We start from the raw sequence: 22,981 nt of genomic DNA, 5'->3' as shown, positions 1-22,981 counted from the left end.
TCGAGGTTGCGCTTTTCGCCTTGATCGGAATGTTCTGAGAGATCCGCGTATGGCGGTTGGCCGGGTGGACGCCTCAATTCCGGCCAAACTTTTTGACCGTCCACGCAACCATGGACCTCGTTCGCGTCAATTGCGGGGCGCGTTATGAACGACGACGAGGAGCTTCAAGATCAGATCATGCGCTACCGCATGATGGAGCGCGACGTCACTAATCCGCTTGCACTGGGCCTGTTGCTCGACATCGTTGCAGAATTGGAGGCGGCTCTGCGAGCGGATCACGAGTAGTCGGTCGCCGCAGCCAGAAATGCGGTGGCCAATCGCCCGCAAGCGGGTCCAGTTACCGTGAAAGGGTGAAGGGCATCTAGCCATCAGCACTGTCATATGTGGAATGGCCACGGCCCCGACGTACCCTCTCATCACCGTCGCCGTTTCTTTTCGCTGTGGAACTCTTTCGGAGCGCCCGCAGCGGAACCAATTTTGAGCGAACACAATTGTCTTGTCGTCAGCGATGGAGGATCGCCATGAGGATAAAATATCTCTCTGCGATTGTGATAGCTGTTCTTGCCGCTGGTGCTGGGCTGGCAATCAACTCCATCGGCTCGCTGCCCACCGAAGGGCAGTCCACGCCTAAGATGCAAGTGGCAGACCGACTAGCTGCCTCGGTCGATCCATTCTTGCTTCGGTCCGGAGGCTAACAGGCGGCGTTGCAGCCAAGGGTACTTGCATCCAGTGGTAAGTTATTTCGCGCTGTAGTTGGATATTTATTCGCGGAGCAGCGCTCTTAAGTTGTTTGACGAAGTTATGCGGAAACAGAAGGCTGCTATAATATTTTTTTAGGTAATCAGCCCTGTTCCTTTTGCACCGACCTGCAAGCCAGCCAATCGTCCTTTGAGTTTTTGAATTGGCTCGGCCTGTAAATGGTCACATCGGACAGCCATCGCCGGGGCAACGATTATCCGAATCCGTGGTGGAAGTTATCTCTAGCGATACTCAAACGATGGGGGTATCCATGCCCGCCATATTCGACTTGCTCTACCGCGAATATTGCCGCGCCCGCCTCGCCGAAATGCGGAAACAGCTTCTGATCGCGCGTGAAACTCCTCAAGTCCTGCAACCGGATTATGATCCTGCTGATCAGGGTAGCGTTGGTAGGACAGACACGCGGCACGAAATCAGTCACGGCGCACCAAATTGAAGCGGCAGCGCGACATTGGCCCTCCTCGACGCCGCAATAACTAAGCAGGCGGCGATGGCTCGGGAGGCAAATGTTATACTGGGATGATCGCTTGCGGCGCGAAAGACCGGCTGGTGGTCCGCCACCGTACAGCGCCGTGCACAACCATCCCCTGTGCGCGAGCCCTGCGACGTTCTACATGCACGTCGCCGGACATGGCGACCCCGTCAAGCGCTACGTACCCACGGCATCGATGTGACCGCGCTTCATAGCCGCATGCTGGACAAGCAGCCACGGCTTTTCTTCCTGCACTTCTGGGCGAACATGACGCGGTCAAGCTCGCAGAAAGCTTGCGCGGCACTCGATAAGACGGCCAGCACGAAGAGTTGAGGCAGAGGTCGCAAGACCGAGGCCGAGTTCCGAGCTTCAGAACAACTACGGCGGCGCGGCGAAGCGGCTCAACGCGATCAGCGCGCATCTCGCAATCCCTTGCTTAACGCTGCGACCCTGCGATGTCTGCCCGCTCCAGTGGTCCTGCCGCAATGAAGGCCACGTATGTACGTTTCTCACCACTTCAACGTGCGACTTCCTGCATCGCAACTGCACCGTATTATTCCAGAGACTCCTGCACATAGGACGCATTACCACTGCGGCATGGGAAGACCGTACCCGCGCGGCGACCGTTCACTATCGCTGCCGTTTGCTGGTCTCCCATCACCAATCCGCGTCGAGAACGCAAGCCGCGAACGCCTCCCAAAATAGCCCGCCGCAGCGGGTCATGTTGCCGTAGGCTTCGCCGGCCGCGATCTCGTCAGCCACGTGGGCGAAGTCGGTGAGGAGGAGGATAGCAGTTCAAGTTTGCCGGGGCTGCACACGCGCGTGTAACGACGTGCGGTCTTCACGAAGCATCCGCGATCCTCGTTGTTGAGCATGATGATGCCCTTCCTGAACGACGAGCAGGGGTCATGGCGTCGACGGCTTCGAGGAAGATGGATCCGGACGAAGCAGGCAATCCACTGTTCGCGGAGGGCGACCGCAGGCGCCGGTACCTGCTGCAGCCCTATTTGATCTGTCTGCTGATGAGCAAAGGCGTTCCGATGCTCTGGCAAGGCGAGGAGTTTGCGGAGAACTATTTTTTGCCCGATTTCGGAATGGGCCGGGTATCGCTGCTGCGGCCCATGCGTTGGGACTTTTTCTACGATGAGTCAGGCCGGCCGATCGTGAGCCTGGTGCGCAGGCTGCTGCGCATTCGGCGGCAGAGAGAGAACATTCGTCAAGGCACATACTTCTTCTTCAATGATTGGGATCGGTATCAGCAGTTCGGCATCCTGCTGTTCGCGCGTCACGACGGCGCTCAGTACACCTTGATCGCCACTAATTTCGGCGACACCGACCGGACCGTTCCGTTCTGGTTTCCTAAGGCCGGCAACTACGTCGAAGAGCTGCATGGGGTCGCTCTAGATCTGAAGAATGTTCCTGCGCTGCAGCAGGTCTGGCTGGACATTCCCTCGCACTACGGACTGCGAGGCCGCGGCGGCAGTTGTCGGAGCTTCTCGTTACATGCCGGACGCGATGCCAACTTCGACGATTCGGGGGCGTTTCTCTAACCTGTGAGGCGGCCTCGGCCGATGGCTAAGTTCTGCAGGATCTTGGATACGACGATATCGTTCCTCCGGACTTGAGGTCTCTAGGGTGCCGCCGCGGCATTCCGCTGCCTCGCAGGAACCTTGGACCTGGGCCGCGCTTGCAGGCAAAGCGTTGCGGCCGAGGTCATCCGATCGATCGTTCAGCCGGGAACGGAACCTGAGATTCCCGAATCGCGTTTACGCGGCCGCCGCTCGCCCCGCGTCAGTGATCCGGTATTCGATATCGCCGGATGGAAGCGGTTCGGTTTCCACGAGACCGAGCTCCACCAGCCGGGCCACGATCTCATGGTCGAACATCGGCGGGCTGACCCAGGATTCGCCGAGCAGCTTCCTCAGAAATTCGCGCTCCAGCTCGGTCAGTTCCATGCTCGAACTCCGCTCATCCAAAACTGAAGCGGGCGCGGATAGTTCTGTTGGCGGCGGATGGGCGCAGCACCCGGTCGATCGCCAAGGAAGTTGGGGTCCAGCCGCGGATTGTCAGCCTTTGGCGGCATCGCTATGCCGACCATGGCCTTGAAGGGCTGCAAGACAAGCCGCGGCCTGGCAAGCAGCCGATCTATACGAAGACGACCGACAAGCGGATTCTGAAGCTGCTGGATAAGCCGCCACCGCAAGGGTTTGCGCGCTGGACCGGCCCCCTGCTGGCCGAGGCGCTGGGCGATGTCGATGTCCAATATGTCTGGCGGTTCCTGCGCAGCCACAAGATTGACCTGGTGGCTCGCAAGTCCTGGTGCGAGAGCAACGACCCGAACTTTACGGCCAAAGCCGCCGATGTTGTCGGCCTCTATGTCGCGCCGCCGGCGAAGGCCATTGTGCTGTGCGTGGACGAGAAGCCCTCGATCCAGGCTTTGGAGCGAGCGCAGGGTTATCTGAAGTTGCCCAATGGCCGCGCCTTGACCGGCCAAAGCCACGATTACAAGCGGCATGGCACCACAACATTGTTTGCGGCGCTCGAAGTCGCCACCGGAAAGATCATCGCGACCCATTCAAAACGCCGGCGCCGCGTCGAGTTTCTCGATTTCATGAACAGCGTCACCGCGGCTTTTCCGAACCGCAAGCTTCACGTCATCCTCGACAACCTCAACACCCATAAAAAGAACGAGGACTGGCTCAAGGCCCACCCCAACGTGCAATTTCATTTCACGCCGACAAGTGCGTCATGGCTCAATCAGGTCGAAGTATGGTTTTCCATCTTGCAGGGGCAGTCGCTCAGCGGCACCTCCTTCACGAGCCTCAAGCAGCTTCAGGAACACATCGATGCCTACGTCAACGCATACAACGACAGAGCCGAGCCCTTCGTCTGGACCAAGAAAAAGGTCCGTCAACGCCGTTTCAAAGGCCGCCGTATCACTCAGCTCTGATTCCGGGTACTAGGGCCACCGAGGCTTTCAGCCAGGAACGGCGCCATCGTCCTCCCGTTGACTCCAGAAGACAACATTCGGGAGGTCAACATGGCCATGGAAGATCGCGAGACCTTCAGCCTGATCGGAAGCGACAACGTCGAGGGTACGAATGTCTACGGGGCCGACGGCGAAAAGGTCGGCTACATCGAGCGCGTCATGATCGACAAGGTCAGCGGCAAGGTATCGCACGCGGTGCTGAGCTTCGGCGGCCTGCTCGGCATCGGCGACGTTCACTATCCGCTGCCTTGGCAGGCGCTGAAGTACGACACCAATCTCGGCGGCTACGTCACCGGCATTACCCAGGACCATCTCCGCAGCGCCCCCAAATACGCCGACGAGAGCAGTTGGAATTGGAGCGATCCCGCGACCGCACGCTCCGTGAATGCCTACTACGGTGTGCCGGTGGCTTGATCCAGCACGGCCTCGCCACGCAACGCACCCGCCACGCCAGACGACCCGCATCGGTTGTCGAGGAGACTTGAAAAGTGAGTAATGCCGTTCGTGTTCTGGTCGTGGAGGATGAAGCTCTGATTTGCAGCTTCATCGAGGACGCCTTGTCGGACGGCGGCTTCGAGGCCTGCTCGGTCCATTCGGGAGAGGCGGCGATGTCCACCTTTCGGGACGGCCGGGAGCAGTGTCGGGCGCTGCTGACGGACGTCAACCTGGGTGACGGCATCAGCGGATGGGAGCTGGCGCGGCAAATCAGGGAAATCACGCCTGGGTTTCCTGTGGTCTACATGACGAGCGCCAGCGCGCCAGACTGGAAATCGCAGGGCGTCGATGGCAGCCTCCTGATTGAGAAGCCCTTTGCGCCGGCGCAATTGGCTGCCGCCGTCTCGCAGCTACTGGATACCCGGGCCTAGCCGGGTCGAACCGGGATCGTTGTGAAACTCCGATCCTTCGATCAAGCCCGCAATGGTCGCCGGCGGATCCGCGTAGTGGCGATGCCTTGGCCGTGCATGCTCAACCGGCGCATAGCGAAGAACACGCTCTAGCGGATTGGTGCGCATCGCTTGGTCGTGATGGACATGGAGGACAGCGAATTGCCTAAAGCAGCCATTTTCGATCTCGACGGCACGCTTCTGGACTCGGTAGATCTCCACGCGCTCGCCTGGCAGGAAGCGATGGTGGAATTTGGTCACGACGTCACCTTCGAGCAGGTGCGCAGCCAGATCGGGAAGGGCGGGGATAAGCTCATCCCGGTTTTTCTGTCCGATGAACAGCAGCGAGAACACGGCAAGCATTTGGAGGAGTGGCGCGGCAACCGCTTCAAGTCGACTTATCTACCGCTCATCCGTCCCTTCTCGGCGGTCTCACAACTCCTGCAGCGCGTCCGCGAGGCCGGTCTCCGCATCGCTGTAGCATCCTCGGCGAAGGAGGACGAACTCAAGAAGTACCTCGACATCGCTGCCATCTCCGATCTGGTAGACGTCGCTACGTCCTCCGAAGACGTCGATGAATCCAAACCGGCCCCGGACATCTTCGAAGTCGTGCTGAAGAAGCTTGGCATCAAGGGGTCTGAAGCGGTCGCGATCGGCGACACGCCCTACGATGCTATCGCGGCCCGCAAGGCGGGCGTCTCGGCCATCGGCGTCCTCTGCGGCGGATTCACCGAAAACTCGCTGCGGGAAGCTGGGTGCGTCGAAGTGTACCCCGGTCCAGGCACCCTTTACGCTCGGTTCGGCAATACAGCGCTCACAAAATAGGACCGCGACCGGCGCTCTACGGCTATTCCTGCGGCGGTTGCCCATTGGAGGCGGATACGCCCCCGTCCACCGCTACGTTGGCGCCGGTCATGAAGCTCGCGTCTTCGCTTGCCAGGAACGCAATCACGGCGGCAACTTCCTCTGGTTCGCAGACGCGGCCCAACGGAATCCGCTCGGCGAACTTCGCGAGCAGTTCCTTGTCGTCCATCATGTCTTCCGTAATGCCCGTACGCGTCAGGCTAGGACAGACCGCGTTCACGCGGATGCCCTTCTTGCCGAGGTCCAGGGCAAGGGCGCGCGTCAGATTGACGACGGCGCCCTTCGCCGCGTTGTAGGGGCTCATGCCCCAATCGCCATCGGTCCCGGAGACTGACACCCTGTTCACGATCGAGCCCCTGGTCTTTTCAAGGTGGGCAGTGCCGCGCGGCAGCCATAGAACGCGCCGTCGACGTCAGTCGACATTACCGTCCGCCATTTCTTGTCGGTGATGGAAGCGGGGGCGCCCCCTTCATGGACGCCCGCGTTGTTTACGACAACGTCCAGCCGTCCGAAGCGGTCGACAACCGCCGCGACCATTTCGTCGATGGCGCTCGAGTCCGACACGTCGGTGGCTTGGACCATCACCTGGTCGGCGGGCAGACTCTTGGCGACTTCTTCCAGTAAGGCTCTATTGCGGTCGACGAGGGCTGCCTTCGTGGCCTCTGTAACGAAGCGGCGAGCTGTCGCTTCTCCGATGCCGGAAGCTGCTCCTGTGACGATGACGACTTTGCCATTGAACCTGCCAGCGATGCGAGGCGCTCCTGCTGCTTCTAACCCCTGATAACCGTCGTCTCGGCGGTCGAATCCTAACTCTCGACCGAGCTATCTCTTCAGGAACGATGTTCGAGACGATCGATTGTTGGACAAAACCCCGAAACGAAGGATTGGACCCATGGATCTGACCGGCAAAAGGATCGCCATTCTCGCCACGAACGGCTTCGAGCGGGCCGAGTTGGAAGTATCGCAGGATCGCTTGAAGAAGGCTGGCGCAACGGTCGATGTCGTCTCGCTCGCCGCCGGCGAGATCAAAGGCTGGGACAAGAAGGATTGGGGGCGGCCGGTGAAGGTCGACAAGGCGCTCGAGGAGGCATCGGCCCCCGACTACGACGTGATTGTGTTGCCCGGCGGGCAGATCAATCCGGATCTTCTGCGAGTCGAGCCCAAGGCGCTTTTCATCAAGGATATCTTCGATGCCAAGAAGGTCGTCGCGGGCATCTTCTCGAAGGAAAGGTTCGACCGACGCTCGAGTTGGTCGTCGCGGACACGCCAGCTCATCTCAGGCGGAGGAAGAAGCCAGATATAGGCATAGCGCTGATCGATATCGGGACATGAAAGACGTGACGAGTTTGTCGGCGTCAGATTAGGCCATTCCAGGATGGGCTCTGACGTCGCCCGCGAAACGGTTAGTCGTCGTGGTCAATGTCTCTAGGAGAGGTCGGAAGATCCAGCGTGCCGCCTTCACCATGCTCGTGATCGCGGTTCGCACCTCCGTCTTGTCCGCGTCCTTGATGATGGACCCGCGCATCTCGCGCAGTGTCGTTGCGGGGCTCGGGAAGGTGACAGCGACATAAGGGACTCCATGGTTGTTCGATGATGAGGATGGGTGTTTGACGATGAGGTCACCTTGAACATGGAACTTGGGTTGAGCCGTCCAGCGTGAGGTCGCTGGCTGGCCTATCGCCCTGCCGGAGATTTTTGAGAACAGGCGATAAGCTTCGACGACTATTCGGTAGAGCGCCGCGGATTTGGAGCGCGTCCTAGCCAATATCGAAGTCCCGATCGCGTCGCGCCAGGTTTCGTTCCTTCGGTACCTCTCGCGCGTAACGTTTTCGGCCACGCGATCCAACGCGCGGTTTGGATAGTGATAGCTGAGGACGCCATAGATCAGCGCCGTGAGGAGTACAAACGCTCCAAGGAAAAGACGGCTTCGAGACCCGTCTTCCCTTTCGATGACTTTACGCAGCACGTCGTTTTCTGGTCTTGGCCGCCTTTTTGGCGGACCTCGAACGCTCCGATGCCGGCCGCTTGGCCGACGCCGCGCCGCCCAATCTGCCACCTTTGCGGGACGGCGAATGGTCTTCCTCAGTGCCTCGACCCGAGCCGCTCTTCTTCCCGCCGTGGGTCTCCTTGTTTACGGTCGCCCAGGCGCGCCGCTCGGCTTCCTTCTCCGGGACGCCACGGTGTTCATAGCCTTCCTCGATATGCTCAGCCTGTCGCTTCTGCTTGTCGGTGTAACTTGACTTGTCGCCACGAGGCATGACGCTCCTCCCGTCGTTTGGAAATATTCGGTTCAAGATCGGAAAAGCCTGTAGGTTCCATCGCGGTGCGGATACAACGGCCGCCATCGGGGTGAGCCGCGATAATGCGGAATGGCTGTCAACATGATTGAGTCGCCATGGCATACGGGCAGAGTCGAAGGCATGCGTATTAGCCGCACAGATTTCGCGGATTTTGCCAGTTTCGTTGCGTTTCGCCGCGCTCGCGAAGCATCGCAGCTTTCGCCGACCCAATGAACAGCGAACCCGGCAAGGCCGGGCGCGACCGGCATGCCTGCGCATACCGCGATGGAATCAATCCGCTCCAGGATCCCGTGCGCAGATGGACAGAAAGCTCGCTGAGGCCGTCCGATGGCTCGAGCACTCTAGAAGCGGGACCCGGAGGGCTTAGGCGCCGGGCCCCACCACCGTAAGAGCATGTGAGTGCTAACGCCACTCGGTACAACTCCAAGTCTGGCCTTGCTTCGCCTTGACCCATTTCAACTTCGCGTGCGGCACCAGCCGGAAGCGCGCTCGCGACAAAAGGGCCTCGACCGCCGGCAAGGCTAGAAGCCGGAATAGTAGTCGTTCACCGCTCTCGCTCGCGTTGGGTCGTCCCAATTCCAGTCGTTATCGTTGCCGTAGTGCGGCGCTCCTTGCAGCCTGTCGGCGCTGAGATTGGTCCGATACCCGCCAAGGTTCGTGTCGTACTTCAGTGACTGCCATGGAAGCGGGTAGTGGTCGTCGCCGATGCCTAAGAACCCGCCGAAGCCGAGAACCGCATACGACACCTGCCCGCTCACCTTGTCGATCATCACGCGCTCGATCGACCCGATCTTCTGGTCACCCGCGCCGTATACCGCCGTGCCTTCGACCTTGTCGCTGCCGATCAGCGTTCCCGTTTCACGTCTTTCCGTTTCCATCGTCGTCCTCCTCCTGAAAAGATTGATGCAAGACAAGTGAGATCGGCAGGTGCTCGTTCCTGCGATTTCTCAGCGCGTGTGGCCGCCGACCTGTTCGCCGCACCGGCGGGAGCACCGCGCTGGCGCGCCGGAATTCACGATATTCGAAGCTGAAACCATCGCGTCCCTGCGCGCGGTCCTCTCCGGCGCGCCGTAAGTCGTCAATCCTACGGTCCAAGCAAAAATTGCAGCACCACGACGCACGCCCCCGCGAGGAGGCACGAAATGGCTTCCAGGGTCCAATTCGGTCTCGTGTGCGGCAGAGTTTGGAAGAGGGGCAACCGCCCGGCCGGGCGCGCGCCTTTCTGCGTGATGTGGTCCGGGAGGCCCCACTGCCGTCGCTGCTCGTCGCCTTCATGCTTGGCTATCTGATGGCGCGTCGTTAGCTGGGAGATCGCGGTCGAGCGCAAGAACGTCGAGCAGGGGCGAAGAGCCTCCTGAAAGCAGCGTGCCCAGCAGTTCCGCCGCGAGGAAGCTAAAGGTAATCCCGTTGCCGCCATAGCCGAAGGCGGCAAGGATATTCCTGTAGCCGGGCACAGCGCCAATCAGCGGCAACCCGTCACGGGTGGTATCGAACGCGCCGGACCAGGTGAAGGCCACCTCGGTGGATGCGCGGGGCCAAAGCGCCTTCAGGCGCTCCTTGAGCGCTCTTACCTTTGCCGGCGTCGCGGCAGCGCGAGCTTCGGGATCGATGATGGCATCATCATCTTCGCCACCAAAGATGACGCGGCCATCCGGCGTAGTGCGCGCATAGTGATAGTTGCGGGTCGCTTCCCAGATCAGCGCTTGCTCGGGCCACAGAGCGTTCGGCCGACGTCGGGTCGCGATTGCCCAGCTGGAGGCTGGCTGGTTCGATGTGGAGCCCACAATATTCGGCATCACATAGCCGGTCGCGAGCACGACATGGCGCGCTTCGATCGAAAGCCCGTTTTCAAGGCCGACGGTCACAGTTGACGCCGCGCTGTCGTAGGCAACCGCGTTGGCCTTCAGGAGGCGGGCGCCGCGTTGGAGAGAGACATCAAGTAGGCCACGTGTGAGTCGCACCGGATCGGCGTCGGCTGCGTCCCTTGACAAAAGGGCGCCTGCCCGCGCGATGCCGAAGCGGTTGAGCAGCTCGACACGATCGAGAAACAGTGTCGGCAGATCAGCGCGGCTCCTCAGGGCATATTCATTCCGAACAAGCTTCGGACTGTCATCGACGGCCAAATAAAGCGAAAGACGTGGCCGCATCTGGCAGGCAATTCCGTGATCGGTGACCAGGGCAAGTAAGCCCCGCGCGGCATGGTGGCTAGCCCGATAGCAGCGGACCGCTTTCTCGAAGTTATAGAGCTGCGCGAGTTCAAAGAGAGGACGGTCGGTCTCCCAGAGCAGCATCGCGGTGCTCGCAACTGTGCTGCCGAGGCTGGGAAGCTCGCGATCGATGATGACCACCTGACGACCTTGCCGTGTCAGGCGTTCGGCCACCAGAGCACCCGTTATGCCGGCGCCGATTACCAGAGCATCGCAACGAAAGCTGTCGGCGATAGGCTTTATCGGTGGGGGAGGCAGGGCCGCCCAAGGGGTGCGGGAGCTGCGCAGATCATCCTGCTCGATGTCTTCGTCCTTAAAGATGGAACTCTCCCGAGAGCATAGAAGCAGTTTCGTTAGACCTTTACGGGTCGCAAGGCGGACACGGCTGGTGCATTGATCGGTTGTCCGTTTGGCGCAAAGATCGAGCCGTGGCATGGACAGTCCCAGCAGGTCTCGAAGCTGTTCCAGTGCAGATGACAACCGATATGCGTGCAGCTTGCCGAATGAAGGTGCAGTTCGCCGGCCTTGTCCCTGTAGGCGGCAATCTTTTCGAAGCCCCGCCGTAGGATGGCGCCCTCACCCGGCTCAATCTTCTCAAGGGAGGCAATTTCACCCGGTGCCACATACTCGGCAAGGTTTTGTAGGATGGTCAGGTTCTCGCGCAAGAAATTCCTGGCGGCCGCAAGTGGTGTGCGGCCAGGCGCATATACAGCACTCCAGGGGTTGGGCTCGCCGAGAATAAGGGACGTGTTCAGCATCGCGCCCATCACGCCATGGGTCAGCCCTTGGCCGGAATCCCCCATCGCGAGGTAGATGCGTTCGCTGCCAGGCTCGCGGCCGATGAAGCCGGCATAGTCAATGGTATCGAGAACCTGGCCGGACCAGCGGTGTGTGACCCTGCCAAGGCCCGGGATCAATTCGCGCGCCCAGCTCTCCAATTTGGCAAAGCGCTTCTCGGCGTCATTTGCTTCACCGCTCTTGTGGTCTTCGCCGCCGATAAGGACGACGTCATGATCGTCGGAACCTAGTTGCAGCCGCACATAGTGATAGGGATCCTCGGTATCCCAATAGAGCGCGTCGGGGAGTTCGCCCCGTGCAATCGCGAAAGCGAGCACGTAGGTGCGGTAGGGAGCGACTTTGGAATGCAGTTGATAGCGGTCGGTAATTGAGGCGTTGGTCGCGATCACGGCGTTACCGGCCGTAATCTGCCCTTGTGCGGTTCGGAGCGTAACGTCGCCATCTCCTTGCGCAACCTCTTCGACCGGACTGTTAGCGAAGAAGCGGACGCCGTGGGTCTGGCAAACTGCGGCCACGCCGGCAAGATATTTGAGGGGGTGGAAGGTCGCCTGGCGCGGATAGCGAAGCACATGACGGTTCTCACATCCCTTGAGAGGAACGCCGACCAGCCGATGGACGGGGGCACCGACTTCGCGCACCGCTTCCAGCTCCTCATCGAGCACATCGGCCGGCATGCCGTGGCCCTGAAAGAGATACCCATCGAGACGCCGAAAGTCACAGGCGATGGTTTCGCTCGCCTGGATTTCCTCGATACGATCGACGGCCGCCGCCTGACTTTCGTAGAACAGCTTTGCGATTTCCGGGCCACGCAGCTTCCTGAATTCACTCATCAGATCATCGCAAAGCGGCGCAAGATGCGCCGAGGTGCGCGCCGTCATACCGCTCGCGATGCCCTTACGGTCGATGACAATCACCGACTGATCACGCTTGGAGAGCTCGTAGGCGGTCGACAGACCGGCAATCCCCGAGCCGACAACGGCTACATCGCAATGCACATCACCTTTGAGCGCACTCGCCTCCGGCAATATCTCGGTATCCATCCATAGCGAGGTGCTGACCATGCAAAACTCCGCAAAAAAGCAAAACACCGGCTTGATGCTAGAGTTCCTTCTTGCCACGCGGCCGGCCGCCGCAACTCCGTTCCCCCGCAGCGCGAATCGTCAACCCCGAAGACGCGAGGGGGTCCTTGGGCGGCCGCTGGACGGAGCCGCGGAGGAACAAGGTTCGCAAGCGCGCGTTCCCATGCCTTAAGAACGAGGAGGGAAGCTATGGGATTCTTCACAAGAGACCTCAAAACAATGGATGACTTGCTCCTACACGGCTTGCAGGACATTTATTACTCCGAGCAGCAGATCATAAAGGCGCTCCCGAAAATGATCGAGAAGGCGACCAACCGCGATCTGGTGGCGGGCCTCAAGAACCATTTGGAAGAAACTAACCAGCAGATCGAGCGTCTCGAAAAGGCTTTTGAGAAGCTGGGCAAGGGGCCGAGCGGCACGCAATGTCCCGCTATCGACGGTCTGATCAAAGAAGCGAACGAGACGGCTGGCGAGATCGAAGATAAGACGGTGCTTGACGCGGCGATTGTCGCGAACGCGCAGGCCGTCGAGCATTACGAGATATGCCGTTACGGTACGCTGATTGCCTGGGCGGAAGAACTTGGCCACGACGATATCGTGCGATTTTTGACCACAAATCTGAACGAAGAGAAGGCGGCGAACACCAAGCTCAATACCGTCGCACTGCGCAAGGGCGTCAACAAGAAAGCGTCCACCGCCGCGTGATGTCAGCAGGGGGCCTGACCGACGCGATTTCGTCGGGCCCGTCCCCGTTGTCGGTGCGAAATGCGTGATCTGTTGCGATGACCGATCTGACGAAATTGCCGAGTTGGGCCGACGACGATAATATCTTCGCCGTGGTCGAAACGCCGCGGGGCAGCTCGTGCAAACTTGATTTCGATCCCAAGCTTGGCGTTTTTGCCCTGGCGAAGCCGCTGATGGCAGGTCTGACCTATCCCTACGACTGGGGCTTCATTCCCTCGACGAAAGCCGAGGACGGCGATCCGCTGGATGTGCTGATCCTGCATGACGCGCAGACATACCCCGGTGTCGTGCTGCGCTGTCGTCCAGTTGGCATTCTTGAGGTCGAACAGAAAAGCAAGGGCAAGAAGGAACGAAACGACCGCGTGTTTGCGGTGCCTGAGCGATCACCGCTCGAAACGGATATCAAGGACGTCCGCAAACTGCCTTCCCGCGCGCGCGACGACCTTGAACAATTCTTTCGGGCGACGAATGCGCTTGAGAACAAGGAGCTGGAATTTCTCGGATGGCATGGTCCACGCCGGGCGGCTAAGGCAATCCGGCGTCTGGCCCGCTAGAGGCGTAGGCTTGCTGAACGCAGTCTGATACTGGCTGCAGTCAGGGCTCGTCCGAATCCTTTGTGTGCTTCCGCCTCTTTGGAAGCGCTGAGCGCCCCAGCGCGCCTCTTATATTCCTCAGCCAGCGCCTCGATCTTCGCGGCCGCATCTCGATCATTAATGGATGCGGCCACCCCAGCGTTCGCGCGCTGGGGATTTTGCATCTGCGTGGGGCGAACCACGCCGACGGGCCTATCACGTCGTACTCGTCGAGTCGGTCCCTTATCGGGTCTCCGTCCAATGGCGGCCTTGGCGGCCGCTTCTTGAAATGCCCGCGGATCGGCAGCGGGATCAAGAGACGCTTGCACATCTGATGGAGGGCGTACTCTGAAAGTGGCTTGCTCCAGAGCAGATCGCGGTGCGGCCCGCTCAATTCCTCGATGTCGGTTTCCAGCCATAGGACTGGCGCGGAATTTGGCCAGTGACGTCGATGTCCTTCTCGTCAGAGAGGCGCCAGGCCGCCACTCCAAAGCAGACGGTCAAAATTACCGCGGTAACTAGCAGAAGCGTCGACAGAAACTGGCTCACTCCTACACCCCGGAACGTGGCGCGTGGCTGAGCCACCATGAACTGTCGATTCGGAAAATACAGAAGCGTTGACCTAATGGCAGAATGTCCCCAAGCTTCTGCGAGGGAGAGCGCATGTTGCTCGTGAGTTGCACCGTTAGCCGACGATAACGATGGATATTGTTTCGGTGCGCGCGAAAAGTGCGTCGAACATCATGTTGGCCCATCGCGTCGGTTAGTCCGATGCAGCGGTTTGTCTGGAGTTGGAGGCAAAGCTTCGACACGCGCCTGCGCACCGATGTTCCGAAGATCGCGCGGAGGCTGATCCCATGCCGGAAGAACCGGAGCAATCAGTGGGAGAGGCGATGGCCTCGATGCCTGCAGCACCGCCGTCCGACGCCAAGAAAGAGCCGCCGGCGCGCAAACGCGCAGAAGTCCGCCCGCAGGCGAAGCGGTGGACGAAAATCCGTGAGGAGGCCAGCCGAACCACGGCTGGCGTTCGGCCGGCACGACTTCTTCACCGGCGGATGGTGGTGACCTGCAATATCCTGCTCCACGAAGGCCGCGCCCGTTCGGAGCGCGGCCTGACGGGGGCCTCAAGGGACGGCGCCGTATCACCAGTGGTGATGATGCCAGTGGTGCCGCACGACCGGATAGGCGCCGCGGTAATAGGCGTAGGCGGGCCGGACGACGCGGCGGTACCGGTAGCCATAGGACACCGGCGCGGTGTAGTAGGTCGTGGCGTAGCCGCCGCCCCAGCGGTAGGGCGCATCGTACCCATAGTCATAGGCGTAGGGTCCGCCATAGTATCCGGCGCCGTAGTAGCCCGGACCGTAGTCGTAGTAGCCCGGCCCCCAGGCATACGCCGAGGAGGCAAGCCCGCCGATCACCGCGCCGGCGATCAGGCCGCCGGCTATACCCGGTCCCCAGCCACCTCGCCAATGAGCCTCGGCGGGCGACGTCGCCGCGATCGAGCCGAGACCGAGAGCGCCGACCGTCGCCGCCACCATTGCAATCTTCTTCATCGGATTCCTCCTCTCCACGTTTCTGGCCCGGCCAGACAACGGGAAAAATAGGCAATGGTTGCTGGTTGCCCCGGTGCCGAGGGGCAATGGTGCTCGGCGCCGGGACGTCGTCACTTGAGAGTTTCGAGCTTGGAACACAAACATTTCGACCGAAGACCGGTTCAATCCGCGTGCGGTGCGGCGACTTTTCGGAGCTTGCCGAGCTGGACTTCGAGTGTAGACTTGGCCAGATATTGGGGCGCTTAACACTGTTGATTTCGGCGCCCCCGCGATTGCGCTACGATTATTTCTCCTTTTGGGGCCTCCCATGTTCTATCCGGCAACGACCGCGCTTCTGCGCGCCGTTCTCGACGAAGTCTGCGCAGACGTCTCGCGCTATGAGACCGGCGCACGCAGCTTCGTGGCATCCAGGATTCTGGAAGCCGCCACGAACGGCGACACTTCGCGCGAGAGACTAAAGCAGGTCGGCTGCGAGGCTCTCCACGACGCACCGACGATGTGGCGGTAGCGGAAGGGAGCCGGGGCGTGAACTTCCAGGTCACCGTGCTCAAGATCCTCGTGAGCTATCCCGATGGATTCGCAGTCATGGCGGACCTCAAGCGCGACATGGCGATCCTTGCGACGAGCGGACGTGACTGGGTGGAGCGCACCAAGCGCCTGGCCGCGCGCGTGCCGGATCTGGATATCTTCTCGCAAGGACTGGTCGAGCGACTGAACGGTGGCTGGCGCATAACCGAGAAGGGCCGGGTAGTGCTGGAATTCATGGAAGCGCGGCCTCGCGAACTGGAGCCCACAAGCGAAGGCCTCGGAGCCGAACCTTCATCTCTAGCCCCCGCGCCCCGACCTCACGCCTCCACAACGTCCGGCCGAAGCAACCGACTGCAACGCCGCCGAGCCGCCCGCGAGCGGGCGCGAGGGAGGGCCTCCTGACTCCTCCTCGCGGATCTCCGCCGGTATTTCGAGGCTTCGGGAAAAACTAGAAACTTTCCGAACCCTCTTGAGTTGCCTGCGATTGGTGCGGTCGCCGGAGGTGAAGATGGTCGACGAAGTCGCCTTGATGAGGGCCGCGGAGACCGCCTGGACGGTGTACCGGGCGAGGCACCCCGACGTCGATGCACAGGACAGCCGTCGCTGCCTGCTCGAGCGCCACCTGCAAAGGAGAGGGGATGAGCGAGAGAGCGATGCCGAAGAACTCGCCAGCTTCGGGATAGCCTACCTGCACCGGCTTCCCGAAGACGAATGTTGACGGGGATGAAAATGCTCGCCGCACGCGTGGCTCGCGGAAGCACAAGGCCGAGTTGGACAATGCTCGCGATTTCATCCCTCATTTCCGCGACTATCGTGACGGTCCTGCGGTTCGTGCTCGGGGCCTAGCCGATGCGGATTGCCCAGCTTGCTCCGTTGGCCGAGAGCGTTCCTCCAAAGCTGTATGGTGGCACGGAGCGGGTGATCGCCTGGCTGATGGACGAACTGGTCGAGCTCGGACACGACGTCACCCTGTTCGCGAGCGGAGATTCGAAGACGAAGGGAAAGCTCCACCCGGTGTGGCCGCGCGCACTGCGCCTGGGCCGGAGGGGCGCGGACCCGAGCGCCGCCTGCGCGTTGCTGATAGAAGCCATTGCCGAGCGCGCGAGCGACTTCGACGTGATCCACTCCCACGTCGACTGGTTGCCACTTCCTGTGCTCAGCCGGACCGGGGTGCCTTTCCTCACGACGATGCACGGCCGCCTCGACCTTCCCGGTCTATCGAAGGTGATCGGGGCCTTTCCGAACGCGGGCTTCGTCTCGATTTCCGACAACCAGCGTCGGCCGCTTCCGGATGCGAACTGGATCGCAACGATCCAGCACGGCATGCCCAAGGACCTGTTTCGGCCCTCTTACGACCATGGTTCGTACCTGGCTTTTCTCGGGCGGCTGACGGCAGACAAGGGACCGGAAGCCGCCATACGTATCGCGCGGGCCGCGCGGATGCCGCTGCGGGTCGCCGCCAAGATTCCTCGCGCGGAGACGGCCTACTTCAAGAAGAAGCTCGAACCGAACATCGATGGTGAAGAGATCCGGCTCGTCGGCGAGGTGGACGAAATCAGGAAGCAGCCCTTCCTCGCCGGGGCCGCCGCGTTGCTGTTTCCGATCAATTGGCCGGAGCCCTTCGGGCTCGTCATGATCGAAGCGATGGCGTGTGGGACGCCTGTGATCGCTTACCGGTGGGGCTCGGTGCCCGAAGTGGTGGAAGACGGCGTGACCGGCTTTATCGTCGACAACGAGGAGCAGGCGATCGCGGCGGTGAACGAACTGGGCCGGCTGGACAGAAGAGCAGTCCGCGCCCGGTTCGAGGAGCGCTTCGCCGCGAGCCGGATGGCGAGGGAGTACGAGATCCGATATCGCGAGTTGGTCGATCGCGGAGTCCGCGCAGCCGAGAGTGTTCAGATACCTGGAGGAGACGAAGGATTCGCGAAAGGGGCAGCACAGTCTTCCCGACCTGTCGGAACGGCTTCGGACTCTGGTCGTTGAGTTGGCGATCGAGGACACATGAAAACCATTATTTACGCAACGGCAGCTTTCGTTCTGCTCGCAACGACGGCGGCTCTTGCGGATGAGGCGCCTCCTCCGCAGCCGCAGGTCCAGCCGGCAAGCGATTCCACGAAGGAAGCGGAAGTCTGTTCGAAGCAGGTTTGGCCGCATTTCTCGGAAGCCTGCCTCCGCTCCGACGGTAAGCGCATTCCCGTCCGGCTTGTTACCACCGAACGTCGGTAGCGCACCGGCGTCCGCAGCGCGGATCGAATCCTTCGCGAGAGCACCGTTCTGAACAAGAGTCAATTCAGGAACAAGTGGCAGCCCCGGGCGTTGGCGCCGGCATCTGTACGGATGTTGGCTCACGTTGGAGGAGATAATCGATGAAAAGCTTTCTTGCCGTCGCTCTGCTTGGCACTGCTGTGATCGGCGGCGCTGCGTACGCGCAAACCACTCAGCCGGCCGATCGCGCCGCGCCGGCGGCCACCCACTCGGCCGATGCGAAGATCGCGCTCAAGGGAAATTGGCGCGCCTCGAAGCTCATGGGCCTGAACGTCTACAACGAGGCCAACGAGAAGCTCGGCGACATCAACGAGCTGCTCGTCGACAAGAGCGGTAAGATCAACGCGGTGGTGATCGGCATCGGCGGTTTTTTGGGGATGGGTGAGCACGACATCGCCGTCTCGATGGACAAGCTGAAGTTCGTCGAAGAGCCGGTCCGGACCAGTTCGAGCAGCACCTCGACCACGTCGCGCGACACCACCACCGGCGCCGCAGCGACAACCACCACGAACCGCAGCACGAACGATTGGGTCCCTGACCACGCCGTCATGAGTGGCAACAAGGAGCAATTGAAGGCGCTCCCGCAGTTCAAATACTCAGATTACAACTAAATGGGACGAGAGTTCAGAGATGAGGGCCCCATCACGGGGCCCTTTTTTGTCCGCCGTGAGCCACCGACGGTTGTCGGGAAAAAAAGACCCGCCCGGATCATCGGGCGGGTCGTCGTTCAGTGCATGTGAATTAAGAAATAGCCGAGGCCGCCAATAACGAGGACGGCAGGAACGGCCCACAAAATGAGTACGGCATTTCCTCCAATTGCTGTCCGAACGCTTCCGAGTGGCCGCCTGAAGCCCGCGATATTTACTGTTCGGTGCACACCTTGGTGGTCTTCACCGCGGATTCGGCCTCGACCTTGGTCTTGTAGACGCCGTTGCCCACCACCGTCGTGGTCGTAGTGGTCGGCTTGGTGTCGACGACAGTGCACTTCTTTGTGGTCGCGTCGCGCACGATGTAGAACTCGGCGGCGCTGGCGGCCTGCGTGCCGAGGGCGAAAGCGGCAAGCGCGCCGCACGCAATCAGCTTCTTCATGGTGTGTCCTCCTCAAATGATTCGTAAGTAGTCACTGCCAACGGCGTGGTTTGACTGAAGTTCCGTTTGTTCGCGGCTGCAGCGCCCCAGCGCCATTTCGGCACAACCGCGATCTTGGGTCTACCGGAAGAAATTCACCTCCCGCCGCCACGAGAGCTGCCGGGTTTTCCCGAAAAGGAACCGCGTGCCGCATCGGAGGTTGATCGACATCCGCATTTAGGAGGTTCAGATGGACAAGCGTTTATTCTTGGCTACGACGGCTGCTGTCGCGATCGCGACTTCGGCTCTTGCGCAATCTTCTCCGAGCACGTCGAACTCCAATCCGTCAACTACGCAGCGTCAGCCGGATTCCACCTCGACGACGCCGTCCTCTTCAACACCTTCGGGATCCGCGCAGACCAATCCTTCGACCAATTCGGCCCAGACGCAGTCTCCGTCATCGACCGGCCAGAGCGCTGCAGGCCAAACGACCAATTCCGGTACGGGCACCAACACCACGCAGGCGCCCACCTCGAACAACTCGACCAATCAGGCGCAGACCAGCCAGCCCTCCAACCAGACCAATGCGCCTTCGGACCAGACGCAGACCAACCCGCCTACGGACAACCGGGCGCAGAGCGCGAACCCGCCAGCTTCGGGCGCCAGTCAGGCGCAGTCTCCGACGGGTAGTAACTCGACGAACACGGCCGAGCAGCCGAGCACCCAGCAGAATACGGCCGATCGTTCGTCGAACACGAACGTGAATGCCTCGGTGAACATCAATGATCAGCAGCGGACACGGATCAGCACGTCGATTTCGCACCTCAACGTGCAGCCCCTCAACAACGTGAATTTCTCGTTGTCCGTGGGCACTGCCGTGCCGCGGGATGTCCGTCTGCAGCCGCTGCCGAGGTCGTCGAGATCGTGCCCCAGTACCGGGGCTACAACTTCGTCCTGGTGAAGGACGAAGTCGTGATCGTGGAGCCCTCCAGCTACAAGATCGTCGCGGTCCTGCCGTACTCGGGCCGGTCCACGGCGGCCGCTCCGGCGCGCACCGAGCAGCGGAAGACCACGTTCAGCGATCGTGATCGCGAGGTGATCCGCAAGCACGTCAAGGCGCGTCCCGTCGAGCGCGAGCGGCAAACGACCGGCAGCACAGTGCGAACTGAGATCCGCCGGGGCGAGCGCCTACCGGACGGCGTGGAAATCGATGCCTTCCCCGACGAGGTCTATCGCGAGGCGCCGAGCCTGCGGGAGTACCGATACATTCACCGGGATAGCCGAACCTACATCGTCGAACCGCAGGAACGTCGCATCATCGAAGAGATCGACTGATTTCGCCAAGGAAGGAGAACATTCATGAAGATCATTGCACTGGGAATGCTCGCCGCCTCCCTTTTGGGATCGGCTGCGAGCGCCGCCCCGCTCAGCGGCTTCAGCTTCGGCAACCCGTAGCCGGTTACCAAGAAAGGGCCGCTCTCCGAGCGGCCCTTTCGATACGGTCGACATTGCGGTGATCGGATGTCCGCTCTTGCGAAGCTGCTGGGACAGAAAGAGCAATTGCTGGCGCGGCTTGAAGCCGGACCCGGCGCGAACGAGCGCGCCGAAATCCAGGCGCTCCTCGCCAAGATCGATACGGCGCTGAAGCTTCTCGGGTCCAAGGACTCTCGGAGCAGAGCCGACGGATAGCTAACCCGTCCTATTCGTGAGAGTGCGGCTTTTGGGCCCGATTGATGCGGCCGCACATCTTGTCTGACGAGGCGCACAGGATTGCCTTCGGCTTTTCGCCGCCTGACGACCGGTACTTTGCAACGCGCTTGAGGGATGGGTTGGGCGAACGGGGGCGGACGCCCCGCCGGTCAAGGACCGAGCGGCAGCAGCGCGCCGGGCAAGCCGCAGATCAGGTCGGCTTCGGGACATGCCGCGGCAAACGCAAGGCGAATGCGGCTCGAGGTCTCGACCACACGGGCGGCGAGCTTCAAGAGCCGAAGACGCAGCGTCGCGAACTCGGCAGCGGCCAATTCCCGGACTTTGGGAATGGCCTCGCGCACGGTCAGCATCAGCCAATAAGCGGCCGTATGGAGCACGAGACGGACCTGGTTGGCGAGCGCCGAACGGCAGCTGGTGCGGTCGGAGGCGAGCTGTGTCTTATGCAGCTTGATCAGATTCTCTGCTTGGCCGCGCGCGCAATACAGGCTGTCGTAGATCCACTCGGCCGAGCCGACATCGAGGCTGGTGACGACGAAACGGATGTCGAGGCCGAGCATCGTCGCCTCAATACGGGCGACGGTGCGCCGTTCGCGATCCCAGGACTTTGCCTTGTGGCGCGTCTCGGTATAGCCACGCAGAACCGGCAGGTTCTCGATGGCGCGTCGGGTGCGGATGTCGTCGGCGACCTCGTCGACTTTTCTGGCGAGAGGCTTGGTGCCGGACAGACCGAAGATGTAGTCGATGCCGTTGGTCTCGCACCACGCCATGGCCTCCGGCCGGGCATAGTGCCCGTCGCCACGGAACGTAATTCGCGTGTTGTGCCACCGCGTCCGGATATGCCGTACCAGGCGGCGCAGAAGGGCACGCACCTCGACGCCGCCCGGCGTCTTGCCGGGCCTCAGCACGACCGCCACGGGACGGCTCTTCTCCGTGTCGTAGACGTGGATCGGCAGGAAGCAGCGTTCGTCATAATGAGCGTTGAACAGCGAGAGCTGCTGATGGCCGTGGACGACATCGCAGGTATCATCGATGTCGAGCGTGACGGATGCCGGCTCGCGCGGGTAGCTATCCATCCATGCGTCGACCAAAATGTAGGTCAGTCGGATCACGTCGCGCAGGCGCGGAGCATTCTCCAGCCGCGACAGCGTCGGTTGGGAACACAGATCGCGGCCCGTGTCCGGCAGCCGTCCGCAGGCCAGCTTGAATGCGGGATCGGACCGCAGATGATCGAGGTCGTCGGCGTCCTCGTAGCCGCAGCAGATCGCGAACATGCGCGCGCGGAACATATCGACCAGGCTGTGCACGACCCGCGTCGGATCGCGCCGATCCGGGAACACCCGGGCCAGATTGTCGGCCAAGCCGAGACGCCGCTCGGCCATCGCCAGAAGCATCACGCCCCCGTTCGAGGTTAGGCGCCCACCATCGAAGGCAGCTGTGACTTTCTTGGCGTGAATGGCTGGAAACGAGAAGGGCAGAATCGTATCATCGGTCATGGCGGGCGTGGCGTTCGCGGTTGAAGGTGATGGGGTGGCTTCGCAACCGAATCCTACGCCGCATCAGCGCTTTACACCACGCTCGCCAGCCCTCAGGCGCACTCTTACGAATAAGACGGGCTAAGGACCGGGCCGTTACACGCTACCTCAACACTAGCCTCCTCTCGACACCCGACAACCGAAAGCCCCAGCTCGGGGGCCGGGGTGTGAGCTGAGGCCAATTCGAGCTATCGTTCCTTCCGCGTCCCAGAGACGTTTCGAGTCCAGTCGCCCAGGAAACGCGCGGAGGTCCCCGTTCTCCTCTGCGACGCCTTTCTTCGCCGCCGGCCGCCTGCAAACTCCCTGAACGTAGCAAGCGCAGACTACGGAAGTTAAGATTTGCTGCTAAGATGCAATGCTCCCTCAGCAGATCAGTGCTACGCTGCGCCCTGTAGAGGGATAACAATTGGTCATCTACCGGATACTTCAAAACTCGCCTCTGGGGCCCGAAGAGATCACGCGGCTTTCGAGAGCTTACGAAGAGGCGCTGCGTTCGATTGGCGTACAGGATCGGAACGACCCTCTCACCGAGTTGATCGCCAAGAAGATCATCGAGATCGGTCAGACGGGCCTCAAGGACCCCTCCGAAATCTGCGTTCGGGCCGTAGAGGAACTGGGCCTGCCCAAAGGGTGATTACGCGGCAAAGGGCATGGTGC

At 61.2% G+C, this 22,981-nt stretch carries 29 protein-coding genes and 3 pseudogenes; 22 read left to right on the top strand and 10 right to left on the bottom strand.

Annotated features, from left to right (window positions below):
• Positions 1-144: 144 nt before the first annotated feature.
• From ACFLEY_RS39240 to ACFLEY_RS39220, 5 genes and pseudogenes are all read left to right on the top strand, one after another.
• Entirely contained in the window at positions 145-285 is a 141-nt protein-coding gene (locus tag ACFLEY_RS39240) for a hypothetical protein (RefSeq protein WP_166466004.1), read from the top strand.
• A 724-nt stretch (positions 286-1,009) separates the two neighbouring features.
• Positions 1,010-1,195: a hypothetical protein gene (locus tag ACFLEY_RS39235; RefSeq protein ID WP_396604386.1), complete on the top strand. Its 186-nt coding sequence runs from the start codon at positions 1,010-1,012 to the stop codon at positions 1,193-1,195.
• Between the two features lie 70 nt (positions 1,196-1,265).
• A complete protein-coding gene (locus ACFLEY_RS39230) occupies positions 1,266-1,433 on the top strand; it encodes a DUF1259 domain-containing protein (RefSeq protein WP_082755529.1) in 168 nt (55 codons plus the stop codon).
• Positions 1,406-1,564: pseudogene (locus tag ACFLEY_RS39225) on the top strand (DUF1259 domain-containing protein); the annotation flags it as partial. The gene ACFLEY_RS39230 and the pseudogene ACFLEY_RS39225, both read left to right, overlap by 28 nt.
• A 575-nt stretch (positions 1,565-2,139) precedes the next feature.
• Positions 2,140-2,781, top strand: coding sequence for a hypothetical protein (locus ACFLEY_RS39220; RefSeq protein WP_060909061.1), 642 nt, complete (start codon positions 2,140-2,142; stop codon positions 2,779-2,781).
• A gap of 216 nt (positions 2,782-2,997) precedes the next feature.
• Here ACFLEY_RS39220 and ACFLEY_RS39215 read toward each other — a convergent pair whose 3' ends face one another.
• A complete protein-coding gene (locus ACFLEY_RS39215; RefSeq protein ID WP_039184865.1) occupies positions 2,998-3,186 on the bottom strand; it encodes a hypothetical protein in 189 nt (62 codons plus the stop codon).
• Between ACFLEY_RS39215 and ACFLEY_RS39210 the strand changes: the two genes are divergently transcribed.
• The 4 genes from ACFLEY_RS39210 (at position 3,159) to ACFLEY_RS39195 (ending at position 5,929) form a co-directional block, all read left to right on the top strand.
• A complete protein-coding gene (locus ACFLEY_RS39210) occupies positions 3,159-4,181 on the top strand; it encodes an IS630 family transposase (RefSeq protein WP_082755528.1) in 1,023 nt (340 codons plus the stop codon). The two genes, ACFLEY_RS39215 and ACFLEY_RS39210, sit on opposite strands and share 28 nt — an antisense overlap.
• Before the next feature lie 90 nt (positions 4,182-4,271).
• Positions 4,272-4,634 carry a PRC-barrel domain-containing protein gene (locus ACFLEY_RS39205; protein ID WP_060909060.1) on the top strand — a complete coding sequence of 121 codons (363 nt, stop codon included), beginning with the start codon at positions 4,272-4,274 and terminating at the stop codon, positions 4,632-4,634.
• A 74-nt stretch (positions 4,635-4,708) separates the two neighbouring features.
• The gene (locus ACFLEY_RS39200) at positions 4,709-5,086 is read left to right on the top strand and encodes a response regulator (RefSeq protein WP_060909059.1); all 378 of its coding nucleotides are present in this window, start codon (positions 4,709-4,711) and stop codon (positions 5,084-5,086) included.
• A gap of 165 nt (positions 5,087-5,251) precedes the next feature.
• Positions 5,252-5,929: an HAD family hydrolase gene (locus tag ACFLEY_RS39195; RefSeq protein ID WP_060912725.1), complete on the top strand. Its 678-nt coding sequence runs from the start codon at positions 5,252-5,254 to the stop codon at positions 5,927-5,929.
• A 22-nt stretch (positions 5,930-5,951) separates the two neighbouring features.
• On the opposite strand, the pseudogene ACFLEY_RS39190 reads toward ACFLEY_RS39195, so the two are convergent.
• Positions 5,952-6,664 (bottom strand): annotated as a pseudogene (locus ACFLEY_RS39190) (SDR family NAD(P)-dependent oxidoreductase).
• Positions 6,665-6,860: 196 nt separating this feature from the next.
• On the opposite strand from ACFLEY_RS39190, the pseudogene ACFLEY_RS39185 reads away from it, so the two are divergent.
• Positions 6,861-7,184 (top strand): annotated as a pseudogene (locus tag ACFLEY_RS39185) (DJ-1/PfpI family protein); the annotation flags it as partial.
• 144 nt (positions 7,185-7,328) lie between these two features.
• On the opposite strand, the gene ACFLEY_RS39180 reads toward ACFLEY_RS39185, so the two are convergent.
• From ACFLEY_RS39180 to ACFLEY_RS39160, 5 genes are all read right to left on the bottom strand, one after another.
• The gene (locus ACFLEY_RS39180; protein ID WP_060909058.1) at positions 7,329-7,934 is read right to left on the bottom strand and encodes a hypothetical protein; all 606 of its coding nucleotides are present in this window, start codon (positions 7,932-7,934) and stop codon (positions 7,329-7,331) included.
• The gene (locus ACFLEY_RS39175) at positions 7,924-8,226 is read right to left on the bottom strand and encodes a hypothetical protein (RefSeq protein ID WP_028154436.1); all 303 of its coding nucleotides are present in this window, start codon (positions 8,224-8,226) and stop codon (positions 7,924-7,926) included. Before ACFLEY_RS39175 ends, ACFLEY_RS39180 begins: the two co-directional genes overlap by 11 nt.
• Before the next feature lie 563 nt (positions 8,227-8,789).
• On the bottom strand, positions 8,790-9,146 hold the full coding sequence (locus tag ACFLEY_RS39170; RefSeq protein ID WP_011090378.1) for a PRC-barrel domain-containing protein: 357 nt from the start codon (positions 9,144-9,146) through the stop codon (positions 8,790-8,792).
• A gap of 393 nt (positions 9,147-9,539) precedes the next feature.
• A complete protein-coding gene (locus ACFLEY_RS39165; RefSeq protein ID WP_038967337.1) occupies positions 9,540-10,652 on the bottom strand; it encodes an FAD-binding oxidoreductase in 1,113 nt (370 codons plus the stop codon).
• Between the two features lie 176 nt (positions 10,653-10,828).
• On the bottom strand, positions 10,829-12,334 hold the full coding sequence (locus ACFLEY_RS39160) for an FAD-dependent oxidoreductase (protein ID WP_060909056.1): 1,506 nt from the start codon (positions 12,332-12,334) through the stop codon (positions 10,829-10,831).
• A 207-nt stretch (positions 12,335-12,541) separates the two neighbouring features.
• Here ACFLEY_RS39160 and ACFLEY_RS39155 point away from each other — a divergent pair, with 207 nt between their 5' ends.
• Together ACFLEY_RS39155 and ACFLEY_RS39150 are read left to right on the top strand one after the other, a co-directional pair.
• A complete protein-coding gene (locus ACFLEY_RS39155; RefSeq protein ID WP_060909055.1) occupies positions 12,542-13,057 on the top strand; it encodes a ferritin-like domain-containing protein in 516 nt (171 codons plus the stop codon).
• 77 nt (positions 13,058-13,134) lie between these two features.
• Positions 13,135-13,650 (top strand): inorganic diphosphatase, encoded by a 516-nt coding sequence (locus tag ACFLEY_RS39150; RefSeq protein WP_060909054.1) that lies wholly within the window; start codon positions 13,135-13,137, stop codon positions 13,648-13,650.
• 1,160 nt (positions 13,651-14,810) lie between these two features.
• Here ACFLEY_RS39150 and ACFLEY_RS39145 read toward each other — a convergent pair.
• Entirely contained in the window at positions 14,811-15,221 is a 411-nt protein-coding gene (locus tag ACFLEY_RS39145) for a hypothetical protein (RefSeq protein ID WP_028175741.1), read from the bottom strand.
• 307 nt (positions 15,222-15,528) lie between these two features.
• Here ACFLEY_RS39145 and ACFLEY_RS39140 point away from each other — a divergent pair, with 307 nt between their 5' ends.
• The 6 genes from ACFLEY_RS39140 (at position 15,529) to ACFLEY_RS39115 (ending at position 18,625) form a co-directional block, all read left to right on the top strand.
• Positions 15,529-15,729, top strand: a complete 201-nt coding sequence (locus ACFLEY_RS39140; RefSeq protein ID WP_028175742.1) for a hypothetical protein — start codon at positions 15,529-15,531, stop codon at positions 15,727-15,729.
• A 17-nt stretch (positions 15,730-15,746) separates the two neighbouring features.
• Positions 15,747-16,151 carry a hypothetical protein gene (locus tag ACFLEY_RS39135; RefSeq protein WP_038967338.1) on the top strand — a complete coding sequence of 135 codons (405 nt, stop codon included), beginning with the start codon at positions 15,747-15,749 and terminating at the stop codon, positions 16,149-16,151.
• Positions 16,152-16,257: 106 nt separating this feature from the next.
• On the top strand, positions 16,258-16,467 hold the full coding sequence (locus ACFLEY_RS39130; RefSeq protein WP_028175743.1) for a hypothetical protein: 210 nt from the start codon (positions 16,258-16,260) through the stop codon (positions 16,465-16,467).
• A gap of 131 nt (positions 16,468-16,598) precedes the next feature.
• A complete protein-coding gene (locus ACFLEY_RS39125; RefSeq protein WP_011090372.1) occupies positions 16,599-17,732 on the top strand; it encodes a glycosyltransferase family 4 protein in 1,134 nt (377 codons plus the stop codon).
• Positions 17,733-17,750: 18 nt separating this feature from the next.
• A complete protein-coding gene (locus tag ACFLEY_RS39120) occupies positions 17,751-17,975 on the top strand; it encodes a hypothetical protein (protein ID WP_060909053.1) in 225 nt (74 codons plus the stop codon).
• Positions 17,976-18,115: 140 nt separating this feature from the next.
• Entirely contained in the window at positions 18,116-18,625 is a 510-nt protein-coding gene (locus tag ACFLEY_RS39115) for a PRC-barrel domain-containing protein (protein WP_011090371.1), read from the top strand.
• Between the two features lie 250 nt (positions 18,626-18,875).
• On the opposite strand, the gene ACFLEY_RS39110 is transcribed toward ACFLEY_RS39115, so the two are convergent.
• Positions 18,876-19,103, bottom strand: coding sequence for a hypothetical protein (locus tag ACFLEY_RS39110; protein WP_060909052.1), 228 nt, complete (start codon positions 19,101-19,103; stop codon positions 18,876-18,878).
• Between the two features lie 229 nt (positions 19,104-19,332).
• Here ACFLEY_RS39110 and ACFLEY_RS39105 point away from each other — a divergent pair, with 229 nt between their 5' ends.
• From ACFLEY_RS39105 to ACFLEY_RS39095, 3 genes are all read left to right on the top strand, one after another.
• On the top strand, positions 19,333-20,043 hold the full coding sequence (locus ACFLEY_RS39105; RefSeq protein WP_306421940.1) for a hypothetical protein: 711 nt from the start codon (positions 19,333-19,335) through the stop codon (positions 20,041-20,043).
• Positions 20,007-20,417, top strand: coding sequence for a DUF1236 domain-containing protein (locus tag ACFLEY_RS39100; RefSeq protein ID WP_396604385.1), 411 nt, complete (start codon positions 20,007-20,009; stop codon positions 20,415-20,417). Before ACFLEY_RS39105 ends, ACFLEY_RS39100 begins: the two co-directional genes overlap by 37 nt.
• Positions 20,418-20,603: 186 nt before the next feature.
• Positions 20,604-20,771, top strand: coding sequence for a hypothetical protein (locus ACFLEY_RS39095; RefSeq protein ID WP_166466005.1), 168 nt, complete (start codon positions 20,604-20,606; stop codon positions 20,769-20,771).
• 170 nt (positions 20,772-20,941) lie between these two features.
• Here the strand turns inward: ACFLEY_RS39095 and ACFLEY_RS39090 are convergent, their stop codons facing one another.
• A complete protein-coding gene (locus ACFLEY_RS39090) occupies positions 20,942-22,285 on the bottom strand; it encodes an IS1380-like element ISBdi2 family transposase (RefSeq protein WP_060907971.1) in 1,344 nt (447 codons plus the stop codon).
• Between the two features lie 445 nt (positions 22,286-22,730).
• On the opposite strand from ACFLEY_RS39090, the gene ACFLEY_RS39085 reads away from it, so the two are divergent.
• Complete coding sequence (locus ACFLEY_RS39085; protein ID WP_028175746.1) at positions 22,731-22,958, top strand: hypothetical protein; 228 nt, start codon at positions 22,731-22,733, stop codon at positions 22,956-22,958.
• The last annotated feature ends 23 nt before the right edge of the window (positions 22,959-22,981 follow it).

It is taken from the genome of Bradyrhizobium sp. YCK136, assembly GCF_044570075.1.
GTDB lineage: Bacteria > Pseudomonadota > Alphaproteobacteria > Rhizobiales > Xanthobacteraceae > Bradyrhizobium > Bradyrhizobium diazoefficiens.
Note: the sequence above shows the minus strand (reverse complement) of the source record. Positions and strands in the feature narration are given on the sequence as shown.

Excerpts from the sequence above, each read along its gene's own strand:
- ACFLEY_RS39110 (WP_060909052.1), bottom strand. The coding sequence starts at position 19,103 with ATGAAGAAGCTGATTGCGTGCGGCGCGCTTGCCGCTTTCGCCCTCGGC.
- ACFLEY_RS39125 (WP_011090372.1), top strand. The coding sequence starts at position 16,599 with ATGCGGATTGCCCAGCTTGCTCCGTTGGCCGAGAGCGTTCCTCCAAAG.
- ACFLEY_RS39095 (WP_166466005.1), top strand. The coding sequence starts at position 20,604 with ATGTCCGCTCTTGCGAAGCTGCTGGGACAGAAAGAGCAATTGCTGGCG.
- ACFLEY_RS39105 (WP_306421940.1), top strand. The coding sequence starts at position 19,333 with ATGGACAAGCGTTTATTCTTGGCTACGACGGCTGCTGTCGCGATCGCG.
- ACFLEY_RS39160 (WP_060909056.1), bottom strand. The coding sequence starts at position 12,334 with ATGGTCAGCACCTCGCTATGGATGGATACCGAGATATTGCCGGAGGCG.
- ACFLEY_RS39170 (WP_011090378.1), bottom strand. The coding sequence starts at position 9,146 with ATGGAAACGGAAAGACGTGAAACGGGAACGCTGATCGGCAGCGACAAG.
- ACFLEY_RS39150 (WP_060909054.1), top strand. The coding sequence starts at position 13,135 with ATGACCGATCTGACGAAATTGCCGAGTTGGGCCGACGACGATAATATC.
- ACFLEY_RS39240 (WP_166466004.1), top strand. The coding sequence starts at position 145 with ATGAACGACGACGAGGAGCTTCAAGATCAGATCATGCGCTACCGCATG.
- ACFLEY_RS39130 (WP_028175743.1), top strand. The coding sequence starts at position 16,258 with ATGGTCGACGAAGTCGCCTTGATGAGGGCCGCGGAGACCGCCTGGACG.
- ACFLEY_RS39145 (WP_028175741.1), bottom strand. The coding sequence starts at position 15,221 with ATGAAGAAGATTGCAATGGTGGCGGCGACGGTCGGCGCTCTCGGTCTC.
- ACFLEY_RS39120 (WP_060909053.1), top strand. The coding sequence starts at position 17,751 with ATGAAAACCATTATTTACGCAACGGCAGCTTTCGTTCTGCTCGCAACG.
- ACFLEY_RS39090 (WP_060907971.1), bottom strand. The coding sequence starts at position 22,285 with ATGACCGATGATACGATTCTGCCCTTCTCGTTTCCAGCCATTCACGCC.
- ACFLEY_RS39155 (WP_060909055.1), top strand. The coding sequence starts at position 12,542 with ATGGGATTCTTCACAAGAGACCTCAAAACAATGGATGACTTGCTCCTA.
- ACFLEY_RS39205 (WP_060909060.1), top strand. The coding sequence starts at position 4,272 with ATGGCCATGGAAGATCGCGAGACCTTCAGCCTGATCGGAAGCGACAAC.
- ACFLEY_RS39175 (WP_028154436.1), bottom strand. The coding sequence starts at position 8,226 with ATGCCTCGTGGCGACAAGTCAAGTTACACCGACAAGCAGAAGCGACAG.
- ACFLEY_RS39235 (WP_396604386.1), top strand. The coding sequence starts at position 1,010 with ATGCCCGCCATATTCGACTTGCTCTACCGCGAATATTGCCGCGCCCGC.
- ACFLEY_RS39115 (WP_011090371.1), top strand. The coding sequence starts at position 18,116 with ATGAAAAGCTTTCTTGCCGTCGCTCTGCTTGGCACTGCTGTGATCGGC.
- ACFLEY_RS39230 (WP_082755529.1), top strand. The coding sequence starts at position 1,266 with ATGTTATACTGGGATGATCGCTTGCGGCGCGAAAGACCGGCTGGTGGT.
- ACFLEY_RS39140 (WP_028175742.1), top strand. The coding sequence starts at position 15,529 with ATGTTCTATCCGGCAACGACCGCGCTTCTGCGCGCCGTTCTCGACGAA.
- ACFLEY_RS39220 (WP_060909061.1), top strand. The coding sequence starts at position 2,140 with ATGGCGTCGACGGCTTCGAGGAAGATGGATCCGGACGAAGCAGGCAAT.
- ACFLEY_RS39215 (WP_039184865.1), bottom strand. The coding sequence starts at position 3,186 with ATGGAACTGACCGAGCTGGAGCGCGAATTTCTGAGGAAGCTGCTCGGC.
- ACFLEY_RS39195 (WP_060912725.1), top strand. The coding sequence starts at position 5,252 with ATGGAGGACAGCGAATTGCCTAAAGCAGCCATTTTCGATCTCGACGGC.